Source organism: Sphingomonas sp. PvP018 (assembly GCF_017876865.1).
Classification (GTDB): domain Bacteria; phylum Pseudomonadota; class Alphaproteobacteria; order Sphingomonadales; family Sphingomonadaceae; genus Sphingomonas; species Sphingomonas aerolata.
In genome coordinates this window covers 610,242-631,558 of sequence record NZ_JAGIOU010000001.1, presented here as the reverse complement: position 1 = coordinate 631,558, position 21,317 = coordinate 610,242, and the positions used below count along the sequence as shown (strand labels likewise).

Annotated in this window: 12 protein-coding genes; 5 read left to right on the top strand and 7 right to left on the bottom strand. The window is 67.1% G+C overall.

Annotated features, from left to right (window positions below):
• Window positions 1-6: 6 nt before the first annotated feature.
• Entirely contained in the window at window positions 7-2,433 is a 2,427-nt protein-coding gene (locus tag J3A66_RS02655; protein ID WP_209566919.1) for a TonB-dependent receptor, read from the bottom strand.
• A 166-nt stretch (window positions 2,434-2,599) separates the two neighbouring features.
• Here J3A66_RS02655 and J3A66_RS02650 point away from each other — a divergent pair, with 166 nt between their 5' ends.
• The 5 genes from J3A66_RS02650 to treY all read left to right on the top strand — a co-directional run bounded on the left by J3A66_RS02650 (window position 2,600) and on the right by treY (window position 12,659).
• Complete coding sequence (locus tag J3A66_RS02650; RefSeq protein WP_209566918.1) at window positions 2,600-4,273, top strand: alkaline phosphatase D family protein; 1,674 nt, start codon at window positions 2,600-2,602, stop codon at window positions 4,271-4,273.
• Window positions 4,274-4,457: 184 nt separating this feature from the next.
• The gene (glgX, locus tag J3A66_RS02645; RefSeq protein ID WP_245336681.1) at window positions 4,458-6,560 is read left to right on the top strand and encodes a glycogen debranching protein GlgX; all 2,103 of its coding nucleotides are present in this window, start codon (window positions 4,458-4,460) and stop codon (window positions 6,558-6,560) included.
• Window positions 6,557-8,266: a malto-oligosyltrehalose trehalohydrolase gene (treZ, locus tag J3A66_RS02640; protein WP_209566916.1), complete on the top strand. Its 1,710-nt coding sequence runs from the start codon at window positions 6,557-6,559 to the stop codon at window positions 8,264-8,266. Before glgX ends, treZ begins: the two co-directional genes overlap by 4 nt.
• The gene (gene malQ, locus J3A66_RS02635; protein WP_209566914.1) at window positions 8,263-10,245 is read left to right on the top strand and encodes a 4-alpha-glucanotransferase; all 1,983 of its coding nucleotides are present in this window, start codon (window positions 8,263-8,265) and stop codon (window positions 10,243-10,245) included. The genes treZ and malQ overlap by 4 nt, the downstream gene beginning before the upstream one ends.
• A complete protein-coding gene (gene treY / locus J3A66_RS02630) occupies window positions 10,242-12,659 on the top strand; it encodes a malto-oligosyltrehalose synthase (RefSeq protein WP_209566912.1) in 2,418 nt (805 codons plus the stop codon). The genes malQ and treY overlap by 4 nt, the downstream gene beginning before the upstream one ends.
• A gap of 34 nt (window positions 12,660-12,693) precedes the next feature.
• Here treY and J3A66_RS02625 read toward each other — a convergent pair whose 3' ends face one another.
• The 6 genes from J3A66_RS02625 to J3A66_RS02600 all read right to left on the bottom strand — a co-directional run bounded on the left by J3A66_RS02625 (window position 12,694) and on the right by J3A66_RS02600 (window position 21,297).
• Window positions 12,694-13,737 carry a c-type cytochrome gene (locus J3A66_RS02625; RefSeq protein WP_209566910.1) on the bottom strand — a complete coding sequence of 348 codons (1,044 nt, stop codon included), beginning with the start codon at window positions 13,735-13,737 and terminating at the stop codon, window positions 12,694-12,696.
• On the bottom strand, window positions 13,734-14,354 hold the full coding sequence (locus J3A66_RS02620) for a cytochrome c oxidase assembly protein (RefSeq protein WP_209566908.1): 621 nt from the start codon (window positions 14,352-14,354) through the stop codon (window positions 13,734-13,736). Before J3A66_RS02620 ends, J3A66_RS02625 begins: the two co-directional genes overlap by 4 nt.
• Window positions 14,351-14,752, bottom strand: coding sequence for a hypothetical protein (locus J3A66_RS02615; RefSeq protein WP_107933457.1), 402 nt, complete (start codon window positions 14,750-14,752; stop codon window positions 14,351-14,353). The genes J3A66_RS02620 and J3A66_RS02615 overlap by 4 nt, the downstream gene beginning before the upstream one ends.
• Window positions 14,749-17,295, bottom strand: coding sequence for a cytochrome c oxidase subunit I (gene ctaD, locus J3A66_RS02610; RefSeq protein WP_209566907.1), 2,547 nt, complete (start codon window positions 17,293-17,295; stop codon window positions 14,749-14,751). Before ctaD ends, J3A66_RS02615 begins: the two co-directional genes overlap by 4 nt.
• Complete coding sequence (coxB, locus tag J3A66_RS02605) at window positions 17,292-18,263, bottom strand: cytochrome c oxidase subunit II (protein WP_209566905.1); 972 nt, start codon at window positions 18,261-18,263, stop codon at window positions 17,292-17,294. Before coxB ends, ctaD begins: the two co-directional genes overlap by 4 nt.
• Before the next feature lie 118 nt (window positions 18,264-18,381).
• Window positions 18,382-21,297, bottom strand: a complete 2,916-nt coding sequence (locus J3A66_RS02600) for a PAS domain-containing protein (protein ID WP_209566903.1) — start codon at window positions 21,295-21,297, stop codon at window positions 18,382-18,384.
• Between the last annotated feature and the right edge of the window lie 20 nt (window positions 21,298-21,317).

The window sequence follows — 21,317 nt, the reverse complement described above, 5'->3', positions numbered from 1 at the left end:
GGCTGCTTAGAACTTGGCGCCGAGCTCGACGCCGTAGAAGCGCGGTTCGCCGGCGATATAGGTGGGGATGCCGAAGCCGCCGCCCGTGTTGCCGGCGTCGATCAGGTACCGCTTGTTCGTCAGGTTGCGCGCAAAGCCGCCGACGCGGTAGCGCCCGTCCGCGAGCTCGATACCCGCACGCAGGTTGACCAGCGTGTAGCCGCGCTGGCTGATCGCGGCGCTGTTGGGCAGTTCGAAGAACACCTTCGACCGGTAATTCGCGCTCGGCGTCGCATAGAAGACCGCGCCGCCGAGCGGGAGCCGGAGCGTCGCGCCGCCCGATGCCGTGGTGCTCGGCTGGAGGCGGAAGCGGTTGCCGGCAAAGGTGCCTGCAGGCTGGTCCGCGATCCCGCCGTCGAGATAGGCGAAGGTCCCGAACACCGAGAGATACTGGCCAAGCGCCAGATTGCCCTCGAGCTCGACGCCGACATTCTTCGCCGAGCCCGCGCTGCGCGTGACCGCGACGACCGCACCATTGGCGGGATTGACCTCGTTCACCGAGACCTGGAACCCGTCATAGGTCTGATAGAAGACCGATGCCGCGCCGGTGAACGGACCGACGCGCCCCTTGATACCGCCTTCGTAGTTCCACACATTTTCCTCAGGCACGATCTGAAGATTGGGGCGTACGCCGTTGACGGCGTTGAGTGCGGCCAACTGGACGACCGGCGAGCGCCGGCCCTTGCTGATCGTGCCGTAGAGGCTGACATCCTCGTCGAGCTTCAACAACGCGTTGAAGCGCGGGAGGATCGCGGCGAAGCTCTGGTCCGCCTCGAACTTCACGCCATTGGTGTTCGCGGTTCCGAGCAGGCTGGTGCGGACGCCCAGCGCGGCGAGGATCTGCGAATTGGGCTGGATCGACGAATAGCCCGACTGACGATCCTCGATCAGGATGCGTGCGCCGGCGGTCAGCTCGAGCGCCGGGATCGGGATATAGGTCGCATCGGCGAACACCGAATAGGTGTCGTTGTTGCCGTAATTGGTGAACTCGGACGAATAGGGGATCTGCGTCGAACGGCCGCCGGTGAGGATCGCGGTGGCGCGGGTCGCCGCCGGGATAGTGCCATTGGCGGCGACACAGCCCGGGCCGGTCGGGATCCCCGCGCCGTTCAGCGCGGTACGGAACGGCTGATAGGCCGTGGCGATCGAGCAAGCGATATAGGTGCCCTCCTCGGTCGAGAAGGGGACGCGCTGCGACCCGTTTTCGAAAAAGGCGTTCCAGCCGAACGATGCGCGATATTTCGGGCCGTCGAACGCGAAGTGGCTCTCATGGCTCCACTGGTCGCCCTTCGCATCCTCGGCGAACTCGAGATACCAGGCCGGGCCGCCATCCGCGTCGAATATTTCGAGTGCGTCGAAGCGGCGATAGCCGTTGACGGTGGTGAAGGTGATGCCGGGCGACAGATCGACCGACACCGTCAGATTGGCGTCATAGACGTTGCGGTCGAGCCCGAGCTTGCGCGCACCGAGCGCCTCGGCGCTGAACGGCGAACCCGAGAGCTCGGCATTGCCGTAATCGCCGGTCTGGCCGCCGGTCGGGGCATGCGCACGGCTCTTGAATGCGGTGCCGGGATTGCGCTGACCGTCATAGGTCAGGACGAGGTCTGCGGTGACCGCATCGTTCGACTGGAAGCGCAGCGAGCCGCGGATGCCACGCTGGTCCTGACCGTTCAGATCGTCCTGATCGACCTTGCCCTGGTTCTGGTTGGGGATGTTCGCATCACCGGCGATGTTGCGGACATAGCCGTCGCGATATTTATAGGCGAAGGCCAGCCGCCCCGACAGCACGTCGTTGCCAGCGTTGATAAAGCCCGACACCTGCGTGCGGTTGTAATTGCCATAGGAGCCGGTGATCGCACCCGAGGTGCCGGGCTGCGGCTTGGCGGAGATAAGGTTGATGGCGCCAACCGCGGCGGCGGTGCCGAACAGCGTCGCCTGCGGGCCCTTCACGACTTCGATCCGCTCGAGATCATAGAGATCCTGATAGGCACCACGCGAGCGGCTGATGTCGACGCCGTTATAATAGAGCGTCACGCGCGCACCCTGCTGCGACGAGCCATTGTCCGAGGTGATGCCGCGGATCACGAAGCCGGGGTTGTTCGCGCTCTGCTCCTGGATCTGCAGGCCGGGAATATAGGCGGCGACTTCGGACAACGAGTTGACGCCGATATCCGCCATCTTCGCGCCGGTGAGCGCGGTGACGTTCAGCGGCACGTCCTCGATCCGCTGTTCGCGCTTCTGCGCGGTGACGACGATGTCGTCGCCGCCCGTCACGTCGGCGCGGGCGGCTGGCCCGGTCGCCGGATCGGGTGCGACGATCGCCTGGGCAAGCGCACCCGTTGAACAGGATGCAGCAAGCGCGGCCAGAGCCAGGCGCGTAGAAATGGTCGTCATGAAGTCCCCCGATTGTCAGTGAGCGAGCACCTAGGGCGGGGTCGTTACGGTTCCGCGTCGGATACATGACCCGCGCGTGACGGCCTGTCATCGCGGCGTAACGCTGCCGCAACGTGACTGACGCCGAGCGCCCCTAGCAGGCGGCATCACCGCAAAAGGCACTGTTATGACGATCAATCGCCGCGACGCCCTCACGCTCTTCGGCTCCGGCTCCGCGCTCGCGCTTCCCGGCCTCGCCACCGCGGCGCGCCCGAACGGCAGCGCCGGGGCAGCGCGCTTCGACCACGGCGTGGCGAGCGGCGATCCCTCCGCGGACGGCGCGATCCTGTGGACGCGCGCGACCCCGCAGGATCCGCAACAGGCCGGCGATATCGCGCTGACCTGGCATGTCGCACTGCGCGAGGGCGATACGCCCCTCCACTCGGGCCGTATCGCGGCGCGTGCCGCGCGCGACTTCACAGCCAAGGTCGCGGTCACGGGGCTGAAGCCCGGAACCGAGTATCGCTACTGGTTCGAAACCGCGGCGGGCACGCGCTCGCCCGTCGGCCGGGTCCGCACGCTGCCCCGCGGCGTGGTTGCGGATGTCGTCATGGGCGTAGTGTCGTGCCAGCTCTACCCCGGCGGGTTCTTCAACGCCTATGCTTCGATCGCCAAACTCGACCGGCTCGACGCGGTGCTGCATCTCGGCGACTACATCTATGAATATGGCATCGACGGCTATGGCGGCGACATCGGCAAGAAGATCGGCCGGCTGGTCGAGCCCACGCATGAGATCGTGACGCTCGCTGATTACCGGATGCGTCACGCGCAGGTGAAGCGCGACGCCGACATGCAGGCGGCGCACGCCCGCGCGGCGTTCATCTGCGTGTGGGACGATCACGAGGTCGCCAATGACGACTGGATCGGCGGCGCCGAGAACCATGACCCGGCGACCGAGGGCGACTGGAAGGCGCGCAAGGCCGCGTCGATGCAGGCCTATTTCGAATGGATGCCGATCCGCGACCCGAAGCCCGGCGAGCCGTGGGAAGCGATCAACCGCAGTTTCGAGTTTGGCGATCTCGCGACGCTGGTGATGGTCGAGACGCGGCTGCTCGCGCGGAGCAGGCAGGTCGCGGCGAAGGGCGAGGCGATTGCGCCTGCCGAATATGCCCCGATGATGGCGGAGCGCGCGCAGCCGGGTCGCGAAATGCTGGGCGCACCGCAGCTCGCCTGGATCGAGCGGACGATGGCGGCGTCGGTCACGGCGGGCAAGCCATGGCAGGTACTCGGCAACCAGGTGGTGATGGCGCGCGTCGCCGGCCCCGATCTCGAGAAGCAGCTCGGCCCCGATCGCTTCGACGCGATGATGGCGCGGCTGCCCGAGAAATGGCGCACCGCGCTGATGGCGAGCATGGCATCCTATCGCGCGGGCCTGCCGTTCAACTTCGACAGCTGGGACGGCTATCCCGCAGCACGGGAACGGCTTTATGCCGCGTTCAAGCGGTCGGGGTCGCGACCGGTCGTGCTGTCGGGCGATAGCCATGCCGGCTGGGCGAACGATCTGCACGATGCATCGGGGAAGCTCGTCGCGGTGGAATTCGGTGCGACCGCGATCACCAGCCCGTCCTATGGCTCGCTGATACCGGGGATCGGGACGCTGATCGCCGACGCTAATGACGAGGTCCGGTTCTGCGACCAGGATCGCAAGGGGTTCATCGTCCTGACGCTGACGCCGGACCATGCCACCGCGGACTTCAAGACGGTATCGACGGTTGTTGCCAAGTCGTTCGCGGAGGCGAGTGTCGCGCGGTTCCGCGCCTCGGCCGCAGCCCCGGATGCGAAACTCGAGCAGCTTGGATAACGGCGGCGACGCACCGGGTGACGCCGATCGGCGTCACCCGCTTTGCACGAGACCGCCGGTTATTTCTCGTCGACAGGGAAAAGAAACCGAACCGGGAACATTGGCGAGAGCAGGCGGGTTTTCGCCCTGACACGCCGCCGCGCTGCTAGAATAGTGGAGGTTGGCGTCAATCTGGGGGCTCGCTTTGCATCTTCTGCCTGATACGCTCGAGGCCGGTTCGGCCTATCCGCTCGGCGCCACGTTCGACGGGCTCGGGGTCAATTTCGCGGTCTATTCGGCCAATGCCGAGAAGATCGAGCTGTGCGTCTATGACGACAGCGGCCGCCGTGAACTGAAGCGCTACGTCCTGCCCGAATGGACCGACGAGGTGTGGCACGGCTATCTCCCCGATGCGCAGCCGGGGCTGTCCTATGGCTATCGCGCCTATGGCCGGTATGCACCCGAAGAGGGCCACCGGTTCAATCCTAACAAGCTGCTGCTCGATCCCTATGCCAAGGCGATGACGGGCGAGTTGCGCTGGACCGACGCGATGTACGGCTATCAGGTCAAGTCAGCGCGCGAGGATCTGAGCTTCGATCGGCGCGACAATGCGTTGACCATGCCCAAGGGTGTCGTGACCGACAGCCATTTCGACTGGTCGCGCGACGTCCGCCCGAACACGCCCTGGTCCGAGACGATCATCTACGAGGCGCACGTCAAGGGCCTGACCAAGCTGTTCGACGAGGTGCAGCCCTCCGAACGCGGAACCTTCGCCGCGCTCGGCAATCCCAAGGTCATCGAGCATCTCAAGCGGCTGGGCGTGACCGCGCTCGAGCTGTTGCCGATCCAGAGCTATACGCAGGACCGGTTCCTGCAGGAGAAGGGGCTGCGGAACTACTGGGGATACAACACCCTCAATTTCTTTACGCCCGAACGCTCCTTCTTCGCGACCGACAGCCACAACGAACTGCGCCGGTCGATCCGCCGTCTTCATGCGGCGGGGATCGAGGTCATTCTCGACGTCGTCTACAACCACACGTGCGAGGGGTCCGAGCAGGGACCGACGCTGTCGTGGCGCGGGCTCGACAATGCGAACTATTACCGGCTGGTCAAGGATCAGCCGCGCTTCTCGATCAACGACACGGGGACCGGGAACACGCTGAACCTGACCAAGGCGCGGGTGATCCAGATGGTGGCGGATTCGCTGCGCTACTGGGCGACCAGCTTCGGGATCGACGGGTTCCGTTTCGATCTCGGGCTGACGCTGGGGCGGACGGACACCGGCTTCGATCCGGGCGCCGGGTTCTTCGACGTGCTGCGGCAGGATCCTGTGCTCGGCCGGCTGAAGCTGATCACCGAGCCCTGGGATATCGGCCCGGGCGGGTATCAGCTCGGCAATTTCCCCCCGGGCTTTGCCGAATGGAACGACAAGTACCGCGATACCGTCCGCAAGTTCTGGCGCGGTGACCATGCGCAGCGCGCGGATCTGGCGGCGCGGCTGACCGGTTCGGCGGATCTGTTCGATCGTCGTGCGCGGCGTCCCTGGGCGAGCGTCAACCTGCTCGGTGCGCATGACGGCTACACGCTCGCCGACACGACCGCCTATGAAGAGCGGCACAACGAGGCGAATGGCGAGGACAATCGCGACGGCCATTCGAACAATTGCTCGCGCAACTGGGGTGTCGAGGGGCCGACCGACGATCCCGTGATCGCGGAGACTCGCAAGCGGGTCGCGCGCTCGATGCTGACGACGCTGTTCGCCTCGCTCGGCACGCCGATGCTGGTCGCGGGCGACGAGTTCGGGCGGACGCAGGGCGGCAACAACAACGCCTATTGCCAGGATAACGAGATCAGCTGGCTCGACTGGACGCAGGCGAAGACCCCCGAGGGTGAAGCGCTGATCGACTTCACCGCGCGGCTGGCCGCGCTCCGCCGCGACTATCCGATGCTGCGCGCGGGCAATTTCCTCTACGGTGAGGACACTCCAGCGGAGGGTCTGAAGGACATCGAATGGTGGGACGAGCGCGGCGTCCAGCTGTCGCCCGAGGACTGGGAAAACACCAATGGTCGTGCGCTGACGATGCGCCGTGCAGCGCTGTGCGAGGATGGCAGGATCCAGGTCGTGTCACTGCTGCTGAACGCGTCGGAGGGGCCGCTGACCTTCACCATGCCACCGCCCTCCGAGGTCGAGCGTATGGTACTGATCGACAGCGCCAAGCCCGAGCAGCAGCCGATGCCGATCACCGACAGCTACGATCTCGCGCCGCAGGGTGCGGCGCTGCTGTCCTGGACGATGGATCCGGCATGAGCGCGTGGGGCGCGACGCCGGCGAGCGGCGGCACGGCGTTCCGGCTCTGGGCGCCCGATGCCGACCGGGTGACGCTGGAGATCGACGGCGCCGCGGCGATGTCGATGGACGGGCAGGCCGACGGATGGGTCACCGCGATTGCCGATGTCGGGGCAGGGGTGCGCTATCGCTTCCGGATCGGCGAGGATCTGGTCGTCCCCGATCCGGCCTCGCGCCAGCAGTCGGGGGGTGTGCATGGCTGGAGCGTCACCGTCGATCCCGATGCGTATCGCTGGCAATCGACCGACTGGCGCGGGCGGCGCTGGGAGGAGCTGGTGATCATGGAGGTCCATGTCGGCACCATGGGTGGTTTCGCCGGAATCACCGCACGCCTGCCCGAGATCGCCGCGCTCGGCGTGACCGCGATCGAGCTGATGCCGGTCGCGGCGTTCGGCGGCACGCGCAATTGGGGGTATGACGGAGTCCTGCCCTATGCAGTCGCCGAGAGCTACGGCACGCCCGACGAACTTAGGGCGATGGTCGATGCCGCACACGCGCTGGGCGTCGCGGTGCTGCTCGATGTCGTCTATAATCACTTCGGACCCGACGGGAATTATCTCGGCGCCTATGCCGGATCGTTCTTTCACAAGGACGTCGATACGCCTTGGGGCGGGGCGGTGGCGGTCGATGTCGAGCCTGTTGCGCGCTACTTCATCGACAACGCACTGATGTGGCTGACCGACTACCGGATCGACGGTCTTCGGTTCGATGCCGTCCACGCGATCGACAATGACCGGTTCCTCGACGCGATGGCGGCTGAGATCCGCGCGACGGTGACCGACCGGCCGGTTCACCTCGTCCTCGAGAACGAGCGCAACGACGCCGATCGGCTGCGGCCGGGCGGCTATGACGCGCAGTGGAACGACGACTTCCACAATGTCCTTCACGTGCTGCTGACGGGCGAAACCAGCGCCTATTACGCCGACTTCGCCGACCGGCCGGCAGAGCGTCTCGCGCGGTGCCTGGGCGAAGGGTTCATTTATCAGGGGGAGGGGTCGGCCAATCATAACGGTCGGACGCGCGGCACGCCGAGCGCGCACCTTTCACCGACCGCGTTCGTGTCGTTTCTGCAGAACCACGACCAGATCGGCAACCGGGCGCTTGGCGAGCGGCTTACGCTGCTCACCTATCACGCACGGCTGCGTGCTGCGACCGCATTGCTGCTGCTCTGCCCGCAGATCCCGCTGCTGTTCATGGGGGACGAGACGGGGAGCGAGACGCCGTTCCTGTTCTTCACCGACTTCCATGACGAGCTTGCCGATGCGGTGCGCGATGGCCGGCGCCGGGAATTCGCGAAGTTTGCCGCGTTCGCCGACGAATCCGCCCGCGCTGCGATCCCCGATCCGAATGCGAGCGCGACCTTCGAGGCGTCGGTCGCTGCACCCGGTCCCGACGCCGATGCCTGGCGCGATCTTTATCGCACGCTGATCGCGGTCCGGCAGCGCGCGATCATACCGCGCCTGTCCGGCGCGCGCGCGATCGGCGCCGAGGCGATCGGGCCGGCGGCGGTCGTCGCGCGCTGGACGCTGGGCGACGGCGCGGTGCTCACGATCGCGCTCAATCTCGGCGAGGATCCGGTCGCGTTTCCGGAAGCCTCCGGCGAGATGCTGTTCGCGCAGGGCGATCCCGGGCAGCACGCGAGCGTCGCCGTGTGGCTGGCGGCATGAGCCTGCTCCACGACCTCGCCGCCGCCGCTGGTCTGCAGCCCCGGTGGCAGGATGCCGGTGGGCGTGCGCAGACCGTGGCCGACGAGGCGTTGCAAGCGATCCTGAACGCGCTCGGACTTCCCGCGGACAGCGAGGCGGCGATACGCGCGAGCCTCGCCACCGCGCGCGCGGTGCGAGCCGAACCCCCGTCGTTCGTCTCGGCGGATGTCGGTGCGCGGGTGTCGATCGGGGCAGGCGATGGTCCTGCGGTTCTGACGTTGGAGGACGGGGCGTCGCGTGCCGTGACGATCGTCGACGGGCAGCTGCCGGGGATCACGGAGGCGGGATACCACCTGCTCACGCTCGGCGGCCGGGACATCCGGCTCGCGATCGCGCCACCGCGCTGCGTCACGATCGCGGACGTCGAGGCAGGTGGGCGCCTCTGGGGCCCGGCGGTGCAGATCCCCGCCCTGCGCGACGGCCGGAGCACCGAGTTCGGCGACTTCGGCACGCTTGCGGACACGGTGCGCGCGTTCGCGACGCGCGGTGCCGATGCGGTGGCGATCAGCCCGACACATGCGCTGTTCCCGGCGGATGCGACCCGGTTCAGCCCCTATGCCCCGTCGAGCCGCCAGTTCCTGAACGTCATGCTCGCCGATCCGTCCGTGATGGCGGGCGCTGTTTCGGCGGACCCAGGGTCGCCGCCCGCATTGATCGACTGGGCGGGCGCGATCCCGGATCGCCTCGTCGCGCTGCGCCGACAGTTCGACACGTTGCCGGACACGGTACGGGCCGAGGTCGAGGCGTTCGGCGCAAGGGGCGGCAGCGACCTGCGTTTCCACGCCGCGTTCGATGCGCTTCACGCCCATTTTCTTGCGTATTCGGGCGCCCGGGGATGGCAGGACTGGCCCGCCGTCTATCAGGATCCCGATGGCGCCGCGGTGGCCGCGTTCATGACCGAGCAGCGCGATACGTGCGACTTCTACGTCTTCCTTCAGTGGCTGGCCGATGCGGGGCTCGAACGGGCGCAGCGCACGGCACGTGATGGCGGCATGGCGGTCGGTCTGGTCGCGGATCTCGCGGTCGGCATGGATCCGGGCGGCAGCCACGCGTGGCGGCGGCGGGGTGATTTGCTGAACGGCCTGTCGATTGGTGCGCCACCCGACCCGCTCGGCCCCGACGGGCAGGCCTGGGGCATCACCGGCTTCGACCCACGGGCGCTTGTGGCAAATGGCTTCGCCCCGTTCATCGCGACGATCCGTGCGGGTCTGGCGCATGCCGGCGGGCTTCGCATCGATCACGCCTTTGGCCTGCGGCGGCTATGGGTAGTGCCGGACGGCGCCTCGGCGGCGGACGGGGCGTATCTCGACATGCCCTTTGCCGACATGATGCGGATCATCGCGATCGAATCGCACCGCGCGCGTGCGATCATCATCGGCGAGGATCTGGGGACCGTGCCCGACGGGTTTCGCGAGGCGATGGACGCACGGGCGATGCTGGGGATGCGCGTGCTCTGGTTCGAGCGCGACGGTGACGGTAATTTCATTCCCCCCGAATCCTGGTCAGTCGATGCGGTCGCGATGAGCGGGACGCATGATCTGGCGACGATCGCGGGCTGGTGGCAGGGGCGCGATATCGCCTGGAACTGGGCCCTTGGCCGGACCAGCGAGGCCGCCGACGAGGCGGCCGACCATACCGCCCGCGCCGAAGATCGGTCCCGTCTGTGGACCGCGCTCGGTGCGCCGGGGCCACAGCCCGAGCCGAGCAACACCGCGCCGGTCGTCGACGCCGCGCTGGCGCATGTCGCACGGACGCCATGCGGGCTGGCGATCTTCCCGCTCGAGGACCTCGTCGGTCTCGTCGAGCAGCCCAATCTTCCCGGCACGACCAATGAACACCCCAATTGGCGGAGACGCATGCCAGACACCACCGACGCGCTGCTCGCGCGCCCCGAGATTGCCGCACGCATCAACCTGATCGAAACGGCGCGCGCATCATGACGCCACGTGCGACCTACCGGATGCAGTTCCACAAGGACTTCACCTTCGCGGACGCCGAGGCGCAGGTGCCCTATCTGGCCGCACTCGGGATCAGCCATCTCTACGCATCGCCGATCGCGACGGCACGGTCCGGATCGACGCACGGCTATGACGTCGTCGATCCGATCCGGATCAATTCCGAACTGGGTGGCGAGGCGGGGTTTCGCCGGCTCGTCGACCGGTTGAAGGCGCACGGCATGGGCATGATCGTCGACATCGTCCCCAATCACATGGGTGTGGCGGGCGGCGAGAATGGCTGGTGGAACGACGTCCTCGCGAACGGGGCGTCGAGCCATTATGCGCAATTCTTCGACATCGACTGGCGCGAACCCGTCCTGCTGCCGATCCTTGGCGATCCGGTGTCGGTGGCGATCGCGCAGGGCGCGCTCAGCGTTGAACTGGTCGATGATGTGCCGATGCTCGTCGCCTATGGCGAGCACCGTCTGCCGCTCCGTCCCGAGGATCACGCGACCGCCACGAGCGACGACCTGACCGCGTTGCTCGATCGGCAGCATTACCGGCTGGCATCGTGGCGCACCGCAAACGACGATCTCAACTGGCGGCGGTTTTTCACGATCAACGATCTCGCCGGACTGCGCGCGGAGGACCCCGTGGTTTTCGAGGCGAGCCACCGCCTGTATCTCGACCTCTATGCCGAGGGGTTGATCGACGGTGTCCGGGTCGATCATGTCGACGGACTGACTGACCCCGCCGGCTATTGCCGAACGCTGCGCGCGCACTTCGACGCGATCACGCGAGCTGGCGCGGATCGGGCGTATATCGTCGTCGAGAAGATCCTGGCAGAGGGCGAACCGCTCGCCACCGACTGGGGGATCGACGGTACCAGTGGCTATGACTTCATGGCGCAGGTCACCGCGCTGTTGCATGACGAGGACGGCGCCGCACCGCTCGCTGAGCTCTGGGCGGATATCAGCGGGCGGTCGGCCGCGTTCGAACCCGAGGATCTGCGCGCGCGTCAGGACATGCTGTCCTGGCAATTCGAGGGGCAGCTTGCCCGATGCGTCGCGGCGTTCGTCGCGCTGGCGCGGTCGACGCCAACGGGCGACGGGGTAACCGCGGGGATGATCCGGCGGGCGGTCGAGCGCATGCTCTGGGTCTTCCCGGTGTATCGCACCTATGGCACCGGCATCGCGGCACCTGCCGCTGATGCCGCGATCCGGGCGATCGTGCGCGAGCGGGTTGCGACGCATCTGGCACCCGGCGAAGGACCGGTCGTCGGCCTGATCCTCGACTGGCTCGCGGGCGAAGGGCCGGGCGACCCGGATCTCGCCGCGGCGGCGGTGAGGCGGTTCCAGCAACTCTCGGCACCGATCGTGGCCAAGGCGGTCGAGGACACCGCTTTCTACCGCTATGGCCGGTTGCTGTCGCGCAACGACGTCGGGTTCGACCCGGCAGCCTTCGCGCTGCCCATCGAGGCGTTTCATGCCGCGATGTCGGAGCGTGCCGCCCGTTGGCCGCGTGCGATGCTGGCGTCGGCGACGCATGATCACAAGCGTGGCGAGGACGTGCGTGCCCGGCTCGCCGTCTTGAGCGAAATCCCTGTGCGCTGGCGTGAGACCGTGACGGGCTGGCTCGCCGCGGCGGCCGCTATCGACGACGCGGTGGATGCAGGCGATGCCTATATGCTGCTGCAGACGCTGTTCGGGGCGTGGCCCGAGGGGCTCCAGATCGACGATCGCGCAGGGCTTGCCGCCTATGCCGAGCGCATCGTCGGGTGGCAGGAAAAGTCGTTGCGCGAAGCCAAGCTGCGGTCGTCCTGGGAGGCGCCGGATGAGGCCTATGAGGACCGCTGTCACGCACTTGCACGCGCCTTGCTCGACCCGGACCGTTCCGCGCGGTTTCTGCGCGAGCTGCACGATCTGATCGAAGCGACCGCGGCGGCGGCGCAGGCGAATGCGCTCGTTCAGACGGCGCTGCGGTACACCGTGCCGGGGGTTCCCGATCTGTATCAGGGCACCGAGTTGGCGGATCTCAGCCTGGTCGATCCAGATAACCGCCGGCCGGTGGATTATGCCCGCCGCGCGCGTCTACTCGAGCACGATGCGCCTGCAAAGCTCGCGCTGATTGCCCGACTGCTCGCGACCCGTGCGGACGCACCCCAGATCTTCGCCCAGGGTGACTACGCCCCTCTCGATGTGACCGGATCGCGCGCCGCGCGTGTCCTCGCCTTCGAGCGCCGCGCGAATGGGCAGACGTTGCGGGTTGCGGTCGCGCTACGCTGCGCGACGGAACTGCTCGATCAGTCGGGGGCGGCGGTTCCTGCGGCATGGTGGGGTGAAACGCGGCTCGCGACCGGCGAGCGCGCAGCCGACCTTTTCGTGGACGGACCGGTCTTCGTCGCGGTGAGCGATTGATCCGGGCTGCGTCCCGCACAGGGCGGGACGTACCTTATTTGCCGGCGAGATACGCCGCTATCGGGTCGATCATGTCCTCGGGGATGCGACGCGCGATGACCGGCATCGTCGCCTGCGACTTGCGCGCGTCGACCACCGTCTCGTCGCCCCGCCAGTTGCGCAGACGCTGTGCGATGTAGCTGGCGCTCTGCCCGGCAAGCACCGGATAGGGCTTGCCCGGTGCATGGCAGCTGGCACAGGCGGGAAGCTGCTTGGCAGGCAGGCCCTCGCGGACGATCCGCGCGGCATTCGGATGGCCCGAGGCTGTGGTGGTGCCGAGACCCGGCATGGCGGCGAAATGCCGCGCAAGCCGCGTCATCTCTCCGGGCGTCAGCGTCGCGGCGGCGTTGGCCATGACCGCGCTCTGGCGCTTGCCAGTCGCATAGGCCTGGAGCGCGGCACGCAGATAGGCGGGGCTCTGGCCGCCGAGCACGGGCATATCGGGCTGGCCACGGCCGCGGCCGTCTGTGCCATGACAGCCGGCGCAGACGGCGATGCGTGCTGTGTCAGGACCGGCGGTACCGCTGCCGGGGACTTCGGTCAGTGCGCGATAGGTCGCAGGCGACATCTCCGGCAACAGGCGGACGAAGGCGACCATGCGGCGGACCTCGTCGTCGCGATCCTTGGCCGCCCAGCCGGGCATGCCGGTGTATTTGACGCCGTGCTTGAGGATCCAGAAGATCTGCTTGTCGGTCCATTCGCGCGCGTTGACGGCGAGGTCGGGAGCGGGGGGCGTCGCCGCCTGCATCACCGGCAGCGGACGCACGCCGGGCGCACCGTGGCACGAGGCGCAGCTTGCCCGGAACAGGCCCGCGGCGCTGACGAGGCCTTCATTCGCCTTGGGATCATCGGGCGCGGTGAAGGCGGCGTGCGTGCGCACCGAGTTGCGCATCGTCCAGTGAAGGAACCAGTCGGTGATCTTCCAATGACCTGACGAGGCGGCGATGTTGAACACGCCCGACCAGGCGAACAACAGCCCGGCAAGCGCCAGCGCGACGATCGCGGCGATCGCGCGCGCCCAGGTAATGCGGATCGTCATGCCGTCGCGCTCCGTGTCTTCAATACTCCGCCGAGCATCGCGAGCCCGCCGAGGAAATAGCTTGCCGCGCCGACCATCAGCATGACGACGCCGCCAAGCTGCTGATCCTCGAGCGCGTCGAGGCCGTGCGCGGCCGGGAGCATCGCCATCATCGCGTAAAGCGGCCGCGGGGCGAGGCCGACGAGTGCGCCAAGGAGGGTCATGTGCATCGACGTCAGCAGCATCGCCGCGACGCCCGATACGCGCCGGTCGGTCGCGCCGCCGGTGCGCGTGCCAAGCACCGCGCTCCAGAGCAGCAGGCCGGCCGCGAGGAAGCTCGCCTGTTCGAGCAGCAGCGCAGTCGGCTGCATGTCGACGCGCAGCCGGAGCGCGGGGAGGTGCCAAAGCCACACGACGACCAGCTCGACCAGCGACATGGCCAGCGGAGTGACGATCGCCGGCCAGCGCTCGGCGGGATCGAACCGGCTGCCCGCGATGCCATAGGCGAGGAACGGCGCAGCAACCGCGACGGCGATCATGTGGCCGGTCATGTGGCCGACCATGCCGAGCGGCGCGGCGGCGAACGCCCAGCCGATCGGCACCAGCGCGACGCCGAGCGCGAGACTCGCGCGCCTCATCGGCAATCGCCAAAGACGATCACGGGCAGCGCGGTGAAGATCACCGCGACGAAGCTCAGGCCTGCGAGCAGCCGGGTCGACAGCGCAAGGAAGCGCAGCCGGTCGATCGCGGTCCCCTCGTCATGCGGCGGGGCGTCGCCCGGCGTCTGCGACTGGACACGCGCGATATAGCCCGCTGCGAGGATGCCAAGCAGCGCGACGATCGTCGCGATCAGCGTGGCGAGCGGAAACCCCGTCAGCGCCGTTGCCGGAGTCGGCGACTTGGCGCATGTCACCGCAACCCACAGATAGCAGAACAGGAAATGCACGGCCCAGATCGTCGGCGGGACGATCAGCGTCCACAACGTGACCTTCAGGTCGCGCGCCCAGTGTTTCCGATTGTCCTTGGGTGTTGTCATGCGACCCCCGGGAACAGGCCGATCGTGCAGAACGTCACGATGCCCGTCAGTGCGAGGAAATGGTGGTAGACGGTAATGTTGCGCAGATCGGCATCATAGACGGGTGTCATCTTTCCAGCGAGGCTGCGCGCGAGCGTATAGGCCTGCATGATCACGCCGATCGCGGCGTGCACCGCCGTCCAGATCGCGAGCGTCCAGACGATCGCCGGATAGACGTGCAGCTCGGGATCCATCCCCGAATACCACGGCCCGGCGAGCCCGGCGAACAGGCTCGACAGCGTTGCGACGATGCCGAGAACCAGCAGCAGGCGGCCGGCGGCGACGTTGCCGCGACGGTGCACCTCACGCGCGCCGACGGTCGCCGCCCAGCCGGTCAAAGTCAGCGCCAGCGCGACCATCGGCCAGAATACGCCGGGCCCGTCCAGCCCCGCGCCCGTGGGCGGGAAATTGCTATGGATCGTCCAGAAGAAGAAATAGCCGAAGACGAGCCCCGAAAACGCGGTCGCATCCGCCATCATCGTGATGAACATCGCCCACCAGCCCGGCGCCGATGGCCCCGAGGTGTAGAGCGGCACCTCGATCCCGTGACCGATATGCTTGGTCGGCTTTTCGGGGATCTCGGCAGTGCCGGTCCACAGCCACCACAGCACGCAGGCGAGCGTCGCCACGCCACTCAGCGCGGACAGCAGATAGAGATGGTAGGTCGTCAGGATGAACACGCCCGCCAGTGCCACCGCGGTCATCATCGGTTTCACGCTGGGCGTGCCCAGGCGGATGACCTGCAGCGGCCGCGCATCGAGCACGGTCGTGATGATCGACTCGCGCCGCATCTCCTCCGCGTCGGGCAGGAAGAAGCGGCCCTCGTCGACCTTCTGGACGAAGTTCTTCTGGTCCCAGATCGGATAGCGGCTCTCGATCAGCGGGACCGAGCGGATACCCCAATCCTCGTCGTCGGGCAGCGCCAGCCATTCGAGCGTCCCCGCATTCCACGGATTGCGCGGTGCCTTGGCGCGGCGCGGCGACAGCGCGAGATCGATGCAGACGATCAGCACGCCGAGCGCGAACAGATACGACCCCACGGTCGAGGCAAGGTTGAGCCCGCCGATCCCGAGCTCCTCGGGATAGGTGAACACACGGCGCGGCATGCCGAGCAGACCCGACAGATGCATCGGGAAGAAGGTCAGGTTCATGCCCACGAACATGATCCAGAACGCGATCCGCCCCAGCCGGTCGGACAGCGTCTTGCCGGTGATCAGCGGCCAGTAATAATACAGCCCGGCGAACAGCGGCAGCAGCGTGCCGCCGATGAGCACATAATGCAGATGCGCGACGATGAAATAGGTGTCGTGCGCCTGCCAGTCGAACGGCGCGACTGCGACCATCACGCCGGTCAGCCCGCCGATCACGAACACCGCGAGGCTCCCGCTCGCATAGAGCAACGGCGTCGATTTCTTGACGTTGCCCGCCCACAAGGTCGCGATGAACACGAAGATCTGCACGCCGGTCGGGATCGCCACCGCTTCGGAGGCGGCGGCGAAGAAGGCGAGGCTGATCTTGGGCAGACCGGTCGTGAACATGTGGTGGACCCACAGCCCGAAGCTCAGGAACGCGGTGCCGACCGCGGCCAGCACGATCCACGGATAGCCGAGCAGGTGCCGCTGCGCGAAGGTCGGGATCAACATCGCGAACAGCGCGATCGAGGGCAGGAAGACGATATAGACTTCGGGGTGGCCGAAGATCCAGAACAGGTGCTGCCACAGCAGCGGGTCACCGCCCTTTTCCGCGTTGAAGAACGGCCAGTCGAGCAGCCGCTCCATCTCGAACAGCACGTCGCCCGCGATCAGCGGCGGGAACGCGAAGAGGATCATCACCGCGACGACGAGGATGTACCAGGCGTAGAGCGGCATCAGATTGAGCCGCATCCCCGGCGGACGGCATTTGAGCACGCCGACGATCAGCTCGACCGCCGCCGCCACCGACGACACCTCGATGAAGCTGAGGCCCAGCATCCAGATGTCGGCGCCGAGCCCGCTCAGATCGGTCCGCGTCGTCAGCGGCGGATACATGAACCAGCCGCCATCGGGCGCGGCGTCGAAGAAGATCGATCCCGACACGAAGACGCCGCCGATCAGGAAGCTCCAATAGCCGAACGACGACAGCCGCGGGAACGGCAGGTCGCGCGCGCCGAGCAGCTGCGGCAGCAGGATGATCGAGACCGCCTCGAACATCGGCACCGCGAACAGGAACATCATCATCGAGCCGTGCAGCGTGAACAGCTGGTTGAACGTGTTCGCGGTGACCAGATCGTTGTTCGGGACCGCGAGCTGCGTGCGCATGATCAGCGCGAGCACGCCGGCGAACAGCATGAAGCCGAACGCGGTCAGCGTGTACCAGACGCCGATCCGGTTGTTGTTGACGTCGGTCCAGCGGAAGAACCAGCCCGAGGGCGGCTTCCACACCTCGCGCAGGCGATCCTCCTGGCCCTTGCGGACCGCGGGATCATTCTGGTCGGGGGCGACATAGGCCGGACTGTCGGTCGTCATTTCAGCCCCTGAAGATAGCTGGCGATCTGGTCGGCTTCGGCGGCCGACATCTGCGGGAAGGCGGGCATGCGGACGCCGGGCTTGGTCTTGCCGGGCTCACGCACGAACCGCGCGATATTGGCGTGGGTCATCGGCAAAATCCCCGCAGCAAGCGTCGGACGTGATCCGAAATGCGTCAGGTCGGGGCCGATCTTTGCCGCCGGGCCCACCCCGCGAACGCTGTGACAGCCGCTGCAGCCATAGCTGGCGAACAGCCTCGCACCGGGCGATGCGGTGACCGTAGCGGGTCGCGCCTGCGCGGCCAGCCAGCGTTCGAATGCAGCGGGCTCCATCGCGACGACGTCGAATGCCATCAGCGCATGCCCCAGCCCGCAGAATTCGGCGCAGACGCCGCGATATGTTCCCGCCTTGGTCGCACGAACGACGAGGCGATTGGTGCGGCCGGGAATCATGTCCATCTTGCCCGCGAGCCCCGGCACCCAGAAGCTGTGGATGACGTCGGGGCTGCGCAGCGACAGCTCGACGGTGCGGCCGACGGGGAGGCGAAGTTCATTTGCCGCTTCGACGACCGCGCCGCCGGGAGGAGCATAGCGTACGCGCCACCAGAACTGCTCGCCATCGACGCCGATCCGCAGGTCGGCATCGGCGACCGGATGGGGGCGCATTGCGGGCAACGCGTAGAGCAGCAGCGCGAGCAACAGGATCGACGGGCCGATCCCGCCAAGCCACAGGACCATCTTCATCCCGCCCTTGTGCGTCAACCGCCCCTCGGGCGCGCGGATCGCGTGCCGCATCAGCAGCGCAAGGCCAAGCGCCAGGACGACCGCGCCGACGACCAGCACGATGGTGATCGACAGCACCTGATCAGCTTGCTCACCGAACGGAGCCAGCGTCGACTGGTGCCGGTTGCAGGCGCCAAGCGCCGGCAGGAACGCCCAGACGGAAAGAAAACTTGCCTTCCGCATCATCGCCTTAGCTTCCCCTTTGAGCAGATCCTCTAGCTGTGGCCGAAACGGCGTTAAACCCCTTAAATGAACTTTCCGTCATGGATTGGCACAACCCGGGCAGGGGTGGCCGGCATGTGGACTAGGGCAGGCGGATGAGATCGCGGATACGGCCGGCCAGCGCGTCGATCGCGAAGGGTTTCGTCATCACGTGCATGCCCGGATCGAGATGGCCGTTGCCGACCACCGCATTCTCGGCATAGCCGGTGATGAAGAGGATCTTGAGGTCCGGACGGCCGACGCGCGCGGCATCCGCCATCTGCCGCCCGTTCATACCGCCCGGCAATCCGACATCCGTGACCAGCAGGTCGATGCGCGTGTCGGACTGCAGGATCTTCAGGCCGACAGGCCCGTCCGCGGCCTCGATCGCGGCATAGCCGAGTTCCTCGAGCACCTCGACGACCAGCATGCGAACGGTGGGCTCGTCGTCGACGATCAGCACCGTCTCGCCACGGATAGCGCGCGGGGCCTCGGCAAAGTCGGGCTGCGGTTCGTCCTCGTCCGACGGACCGAAATGCCGCGGCAGATAGATGCAGATATTGCTGCCTTCCCCGACCTCCGAATAGATCCGAACCTGTCCGCCCGACTGGCGCGCAAAGCCGTAGATCATCGACAGGCCGAGCCCGGTGCCCAGACCCAAGGGCTTGGTCGTGAAGAACGGATCAAAGGCCTTGGCGACGACCTCGGGCGGCATGCCGGTGCCGTTGTCGGACACGCAGAGCGAGACATATTGTCCGGGTTCGAGATCGCGGTCGCGGCCCATCCGCGCGTCGATCCAGCGATTGGCCGTCTCGATCGTCAGCCGCCCGCCGGTTGGCATCGCATCGCGCGCGTTGATGCACAGGTTGAGGATCGCGTTTTCAAGCTGGTTGGGATCGACGAGCGTCGACCACAGCCCGGCGGAGGCGACCACCTCGACGGCGACATCGGGCCCGACCGTCCGGCGCACGAGCTCCTCCAGGCCGCCGATCAACCGGTTGACGTCGGTCGGCCGGGGGTCGAGCGTCTGCCGCCGCGAAAAGGCCAGCAGGCGGTGCGTCAGCGCCGCGGCACGCTTGGCGGCACCCTGTGCGGCAAGCGAGTAACGCTCGACATCGCCCAGCCGTCCCTGTGCGATGCGGATGCCGAGCAATTCGAGGCTGCCCATGATCCCCGTCAGCAGATTGTTGAAGTCGTGTGCCAGCCCGCCGGTCAGCTGGCCCACGGCTTCCATCTTCTGGCTCTGGCGCAGCGCGGCCTCGACATCCATCAACTCGCGGGTGCGCGCGGCGACCTGATCCTCGAGCGTTTCGGTCCAGGCGAGCAGTTCGGCGGCATGCCGGCGGCCATCGTCGATGTCCGTATTGGTGCCGACCCAGCGCGTGATCTGGCCGCCGATGGTCCGTACCGGCTCCGCGCGAGCAAGAAACCATCGGTAGCCGCCATCAGCACTACGCAACCGGAACTCGGCGGCATAGGTAGTGCCCGTATCGCGTGCGGCCTGCCACGTCGTCGCCGTGGCTTCGCGATCGTCGGCGTGAACCAGTGACAGCCAGGTGCCGGATCCGGTTAGAGCGCCGGGCGAGATACCGGCATAATCATAGACCTGCTGATTGACCCAGTAGATCTCGCCATCGGGACGCGCCGCCCAGATCAGGCTAGGCACCGCTTGCGCGAAGACGCGAAACTGCTCTTCACTCTCGCGGAGTGCTGCTTCCGCACGCAGCCGCTCGGTCGCCGCACGCACCCGGTCCGCGACCTCGCGCATAAGCTGGAGTTCCTCGTCCGCCCAGACTCGCGGCTGATCGTGATTGGCATAGAGCAGCGCGACGAACGCATCCTGTTCGAGCAACGGCATGTTGACGAACGACCATGCGCTGATCGCCTTCAGGCCGGCAGCACCCGCAGCGGTGCGCGGGTCGCGCTCGACATCGGCGATCACGACCGTGCGCCCTGCCTTCAGATCCTCGATATAGGACCCATAGTCGCGGAACTGCAGCATGCCCGCCAGGGTGCGAGTCCCCGGCGCATTCCAGTCCCGCTCGACGGTGATCGTCTCGGCAAGGGTGTCGATCACGCCGTAGCCGACCCGGCTGACCTGCAGGGCGTGGCCGAGGATTTCGGCCGCTGCATAGGCGATTGCCGCAGGGTCGGTCAGATCGCGAATCGCATCGCCGAGCGCCAGCAACGCGGTTTGCCGCACGTCGGCGAGCTTGCGGGCGGTGATTTCGAAGCTGATCCCGGGAAAACGTAGCGCAGTCCCGTCGGCCGCGCGCTCGCAGCGGCCCTGCGCGATGACCCAGCGGATCGTCCCGTCGCGCTCGAGCAAGCGATATTCGGCTTCGAAGGGGCCGCCCGATTGGACCGCCGCCTCGATTGCCTGCTCGGTACGCGCGCGGTCGTCCGGATGAATACCTTGAAAGAACGTCGTGATCGGTGCGCCCGCCGCCGCGGCTGCCGGATCCACCCCGTACAGCAGAGCGAACCGGGCATCGGCGGTGACGCGATCCCGGGCGATGTCCCAGTCCCAGGTACCGATCCCGCCCCCGGCCGAAAGCGCCAGCTGCAACCGTTCCTCGGCCTCGCGGGCGAGCGTCTCTGTCCTGTGCCGCTCGGTCACGTCACTGAGCAGCACGGCGATCCTGACCGAGCCCGGCTCGCCAATCCGCGCGACCTGTGCATCATAGCGCCGATCGCCCTGCGCCACGCGCGTCTCGAACCGGGTTGCGTGCCCGGTCCGGGCGATCTCGCCGAACGTCCCCATCCAGTCGCCATCCAGTGCGGGCTGCAGCGCGTGCCAGGTTTGTCCGACCGGGTCGCGCAAGCCCGTCTGCCGGAGAAATTGCGCGTTCGTTTCCAGGAACCGACAATCGACCACGCGATCGCCGTCGAAGATCAGATCGACCAGCCCGAAGCCGATATCGATCGCGGTGAACACTTCGCGATAGTCGCCTTCGCCGGGACGTCCCGATACGCGCTGACGGTCGTTCCCGGGGACATTGTTCGGACTCGAGGGCATCGAATTTTCTACTCGCAGGA

What these genes read in the sequence shown, in the direction of transcription:
- J3A66_RS02625 (WP_209566910.1), bottom strand. Translation starts at nt 13,737, where the DNA reads ATGACGATCCGCATTACCTGGGCGCGCGCGATCGCCGCGATCGTCGCG.
- J3A66_RS02620 (WP_209566908.1), bottom strand. Translation starts at nt 14,354, where the DNA reads ATGAGGCGCGCGAGTCTCGCGCTCGGCGTCGCGCTGGTGCCGATCGGC.
- malQ (WP_209566914.1), top strand. Translation starts at nt 8,263, where the DNA reads ATGAGCCTGCTCCACGACCTCGCCGCCGCCGCTGGTCTGCAGCCCCGG.
- J3A66_RS02650 (WP_209566918.1), top strand. Translation starts at nt 2,600, where the DNA reads ATGACGATCAATCGCCGCGACGCCCTCACGCTCTTCGGCTCCGGCTCC.
- treZ (WP_209566916.1), top strand. Translation starts at nt 6,557, where the DNA reads ATGAGCGCGTGGGGCGCGACGCCGGCGAGCGGCGGCACGGCGTTCCGG.
- ctaD (WP_209566907.1), bottom strand. Translation starts at nt 17,295, where the DNA reads ATGACGACCGACAGTCCGGCCTATGTCGCCCCCGACCAGAATGATCCC.
- treY (WP_209566912.1), top strand. Translation starts at nt 10,242, where the DNA reads ATGACGCCACGTGCGACCTACCGGATGCAGTTCCACAAGGACTTCACC.
- coxB (WP_209566905.1), bottom strand. Translation starts at nt 18,263, where the DNA reads ATGATGCGGAAGGCAAGTTTTCTTTCCGTCTGGGCGTTCCTGCCGGCG.
- J3A66_RS02655 (WP_209566919.1), bottom strand. Translation starts at nt 2,433, where the DNA reads ATGACGACCATTTCTACGCGCCTGGCTCTGGCCGCGCTTGCTGCATCC.
- J3A66_RS02615 (WP_107933457.1), bottom strand. Translation starts at nt 14,752, where the DNA reads ATGACAACACCCAAGGACAATCGGAAACACTGGGCGCGCGACCTGAAG.
- J3A66_RS02600 (WP_209566903.1), bottom strand. Translation starts at nt 21,297, where the DNA reads ATGCCCTCGAGTCCGAACAATGTCCCCGGGAACGACCGTCAGCGCGTA.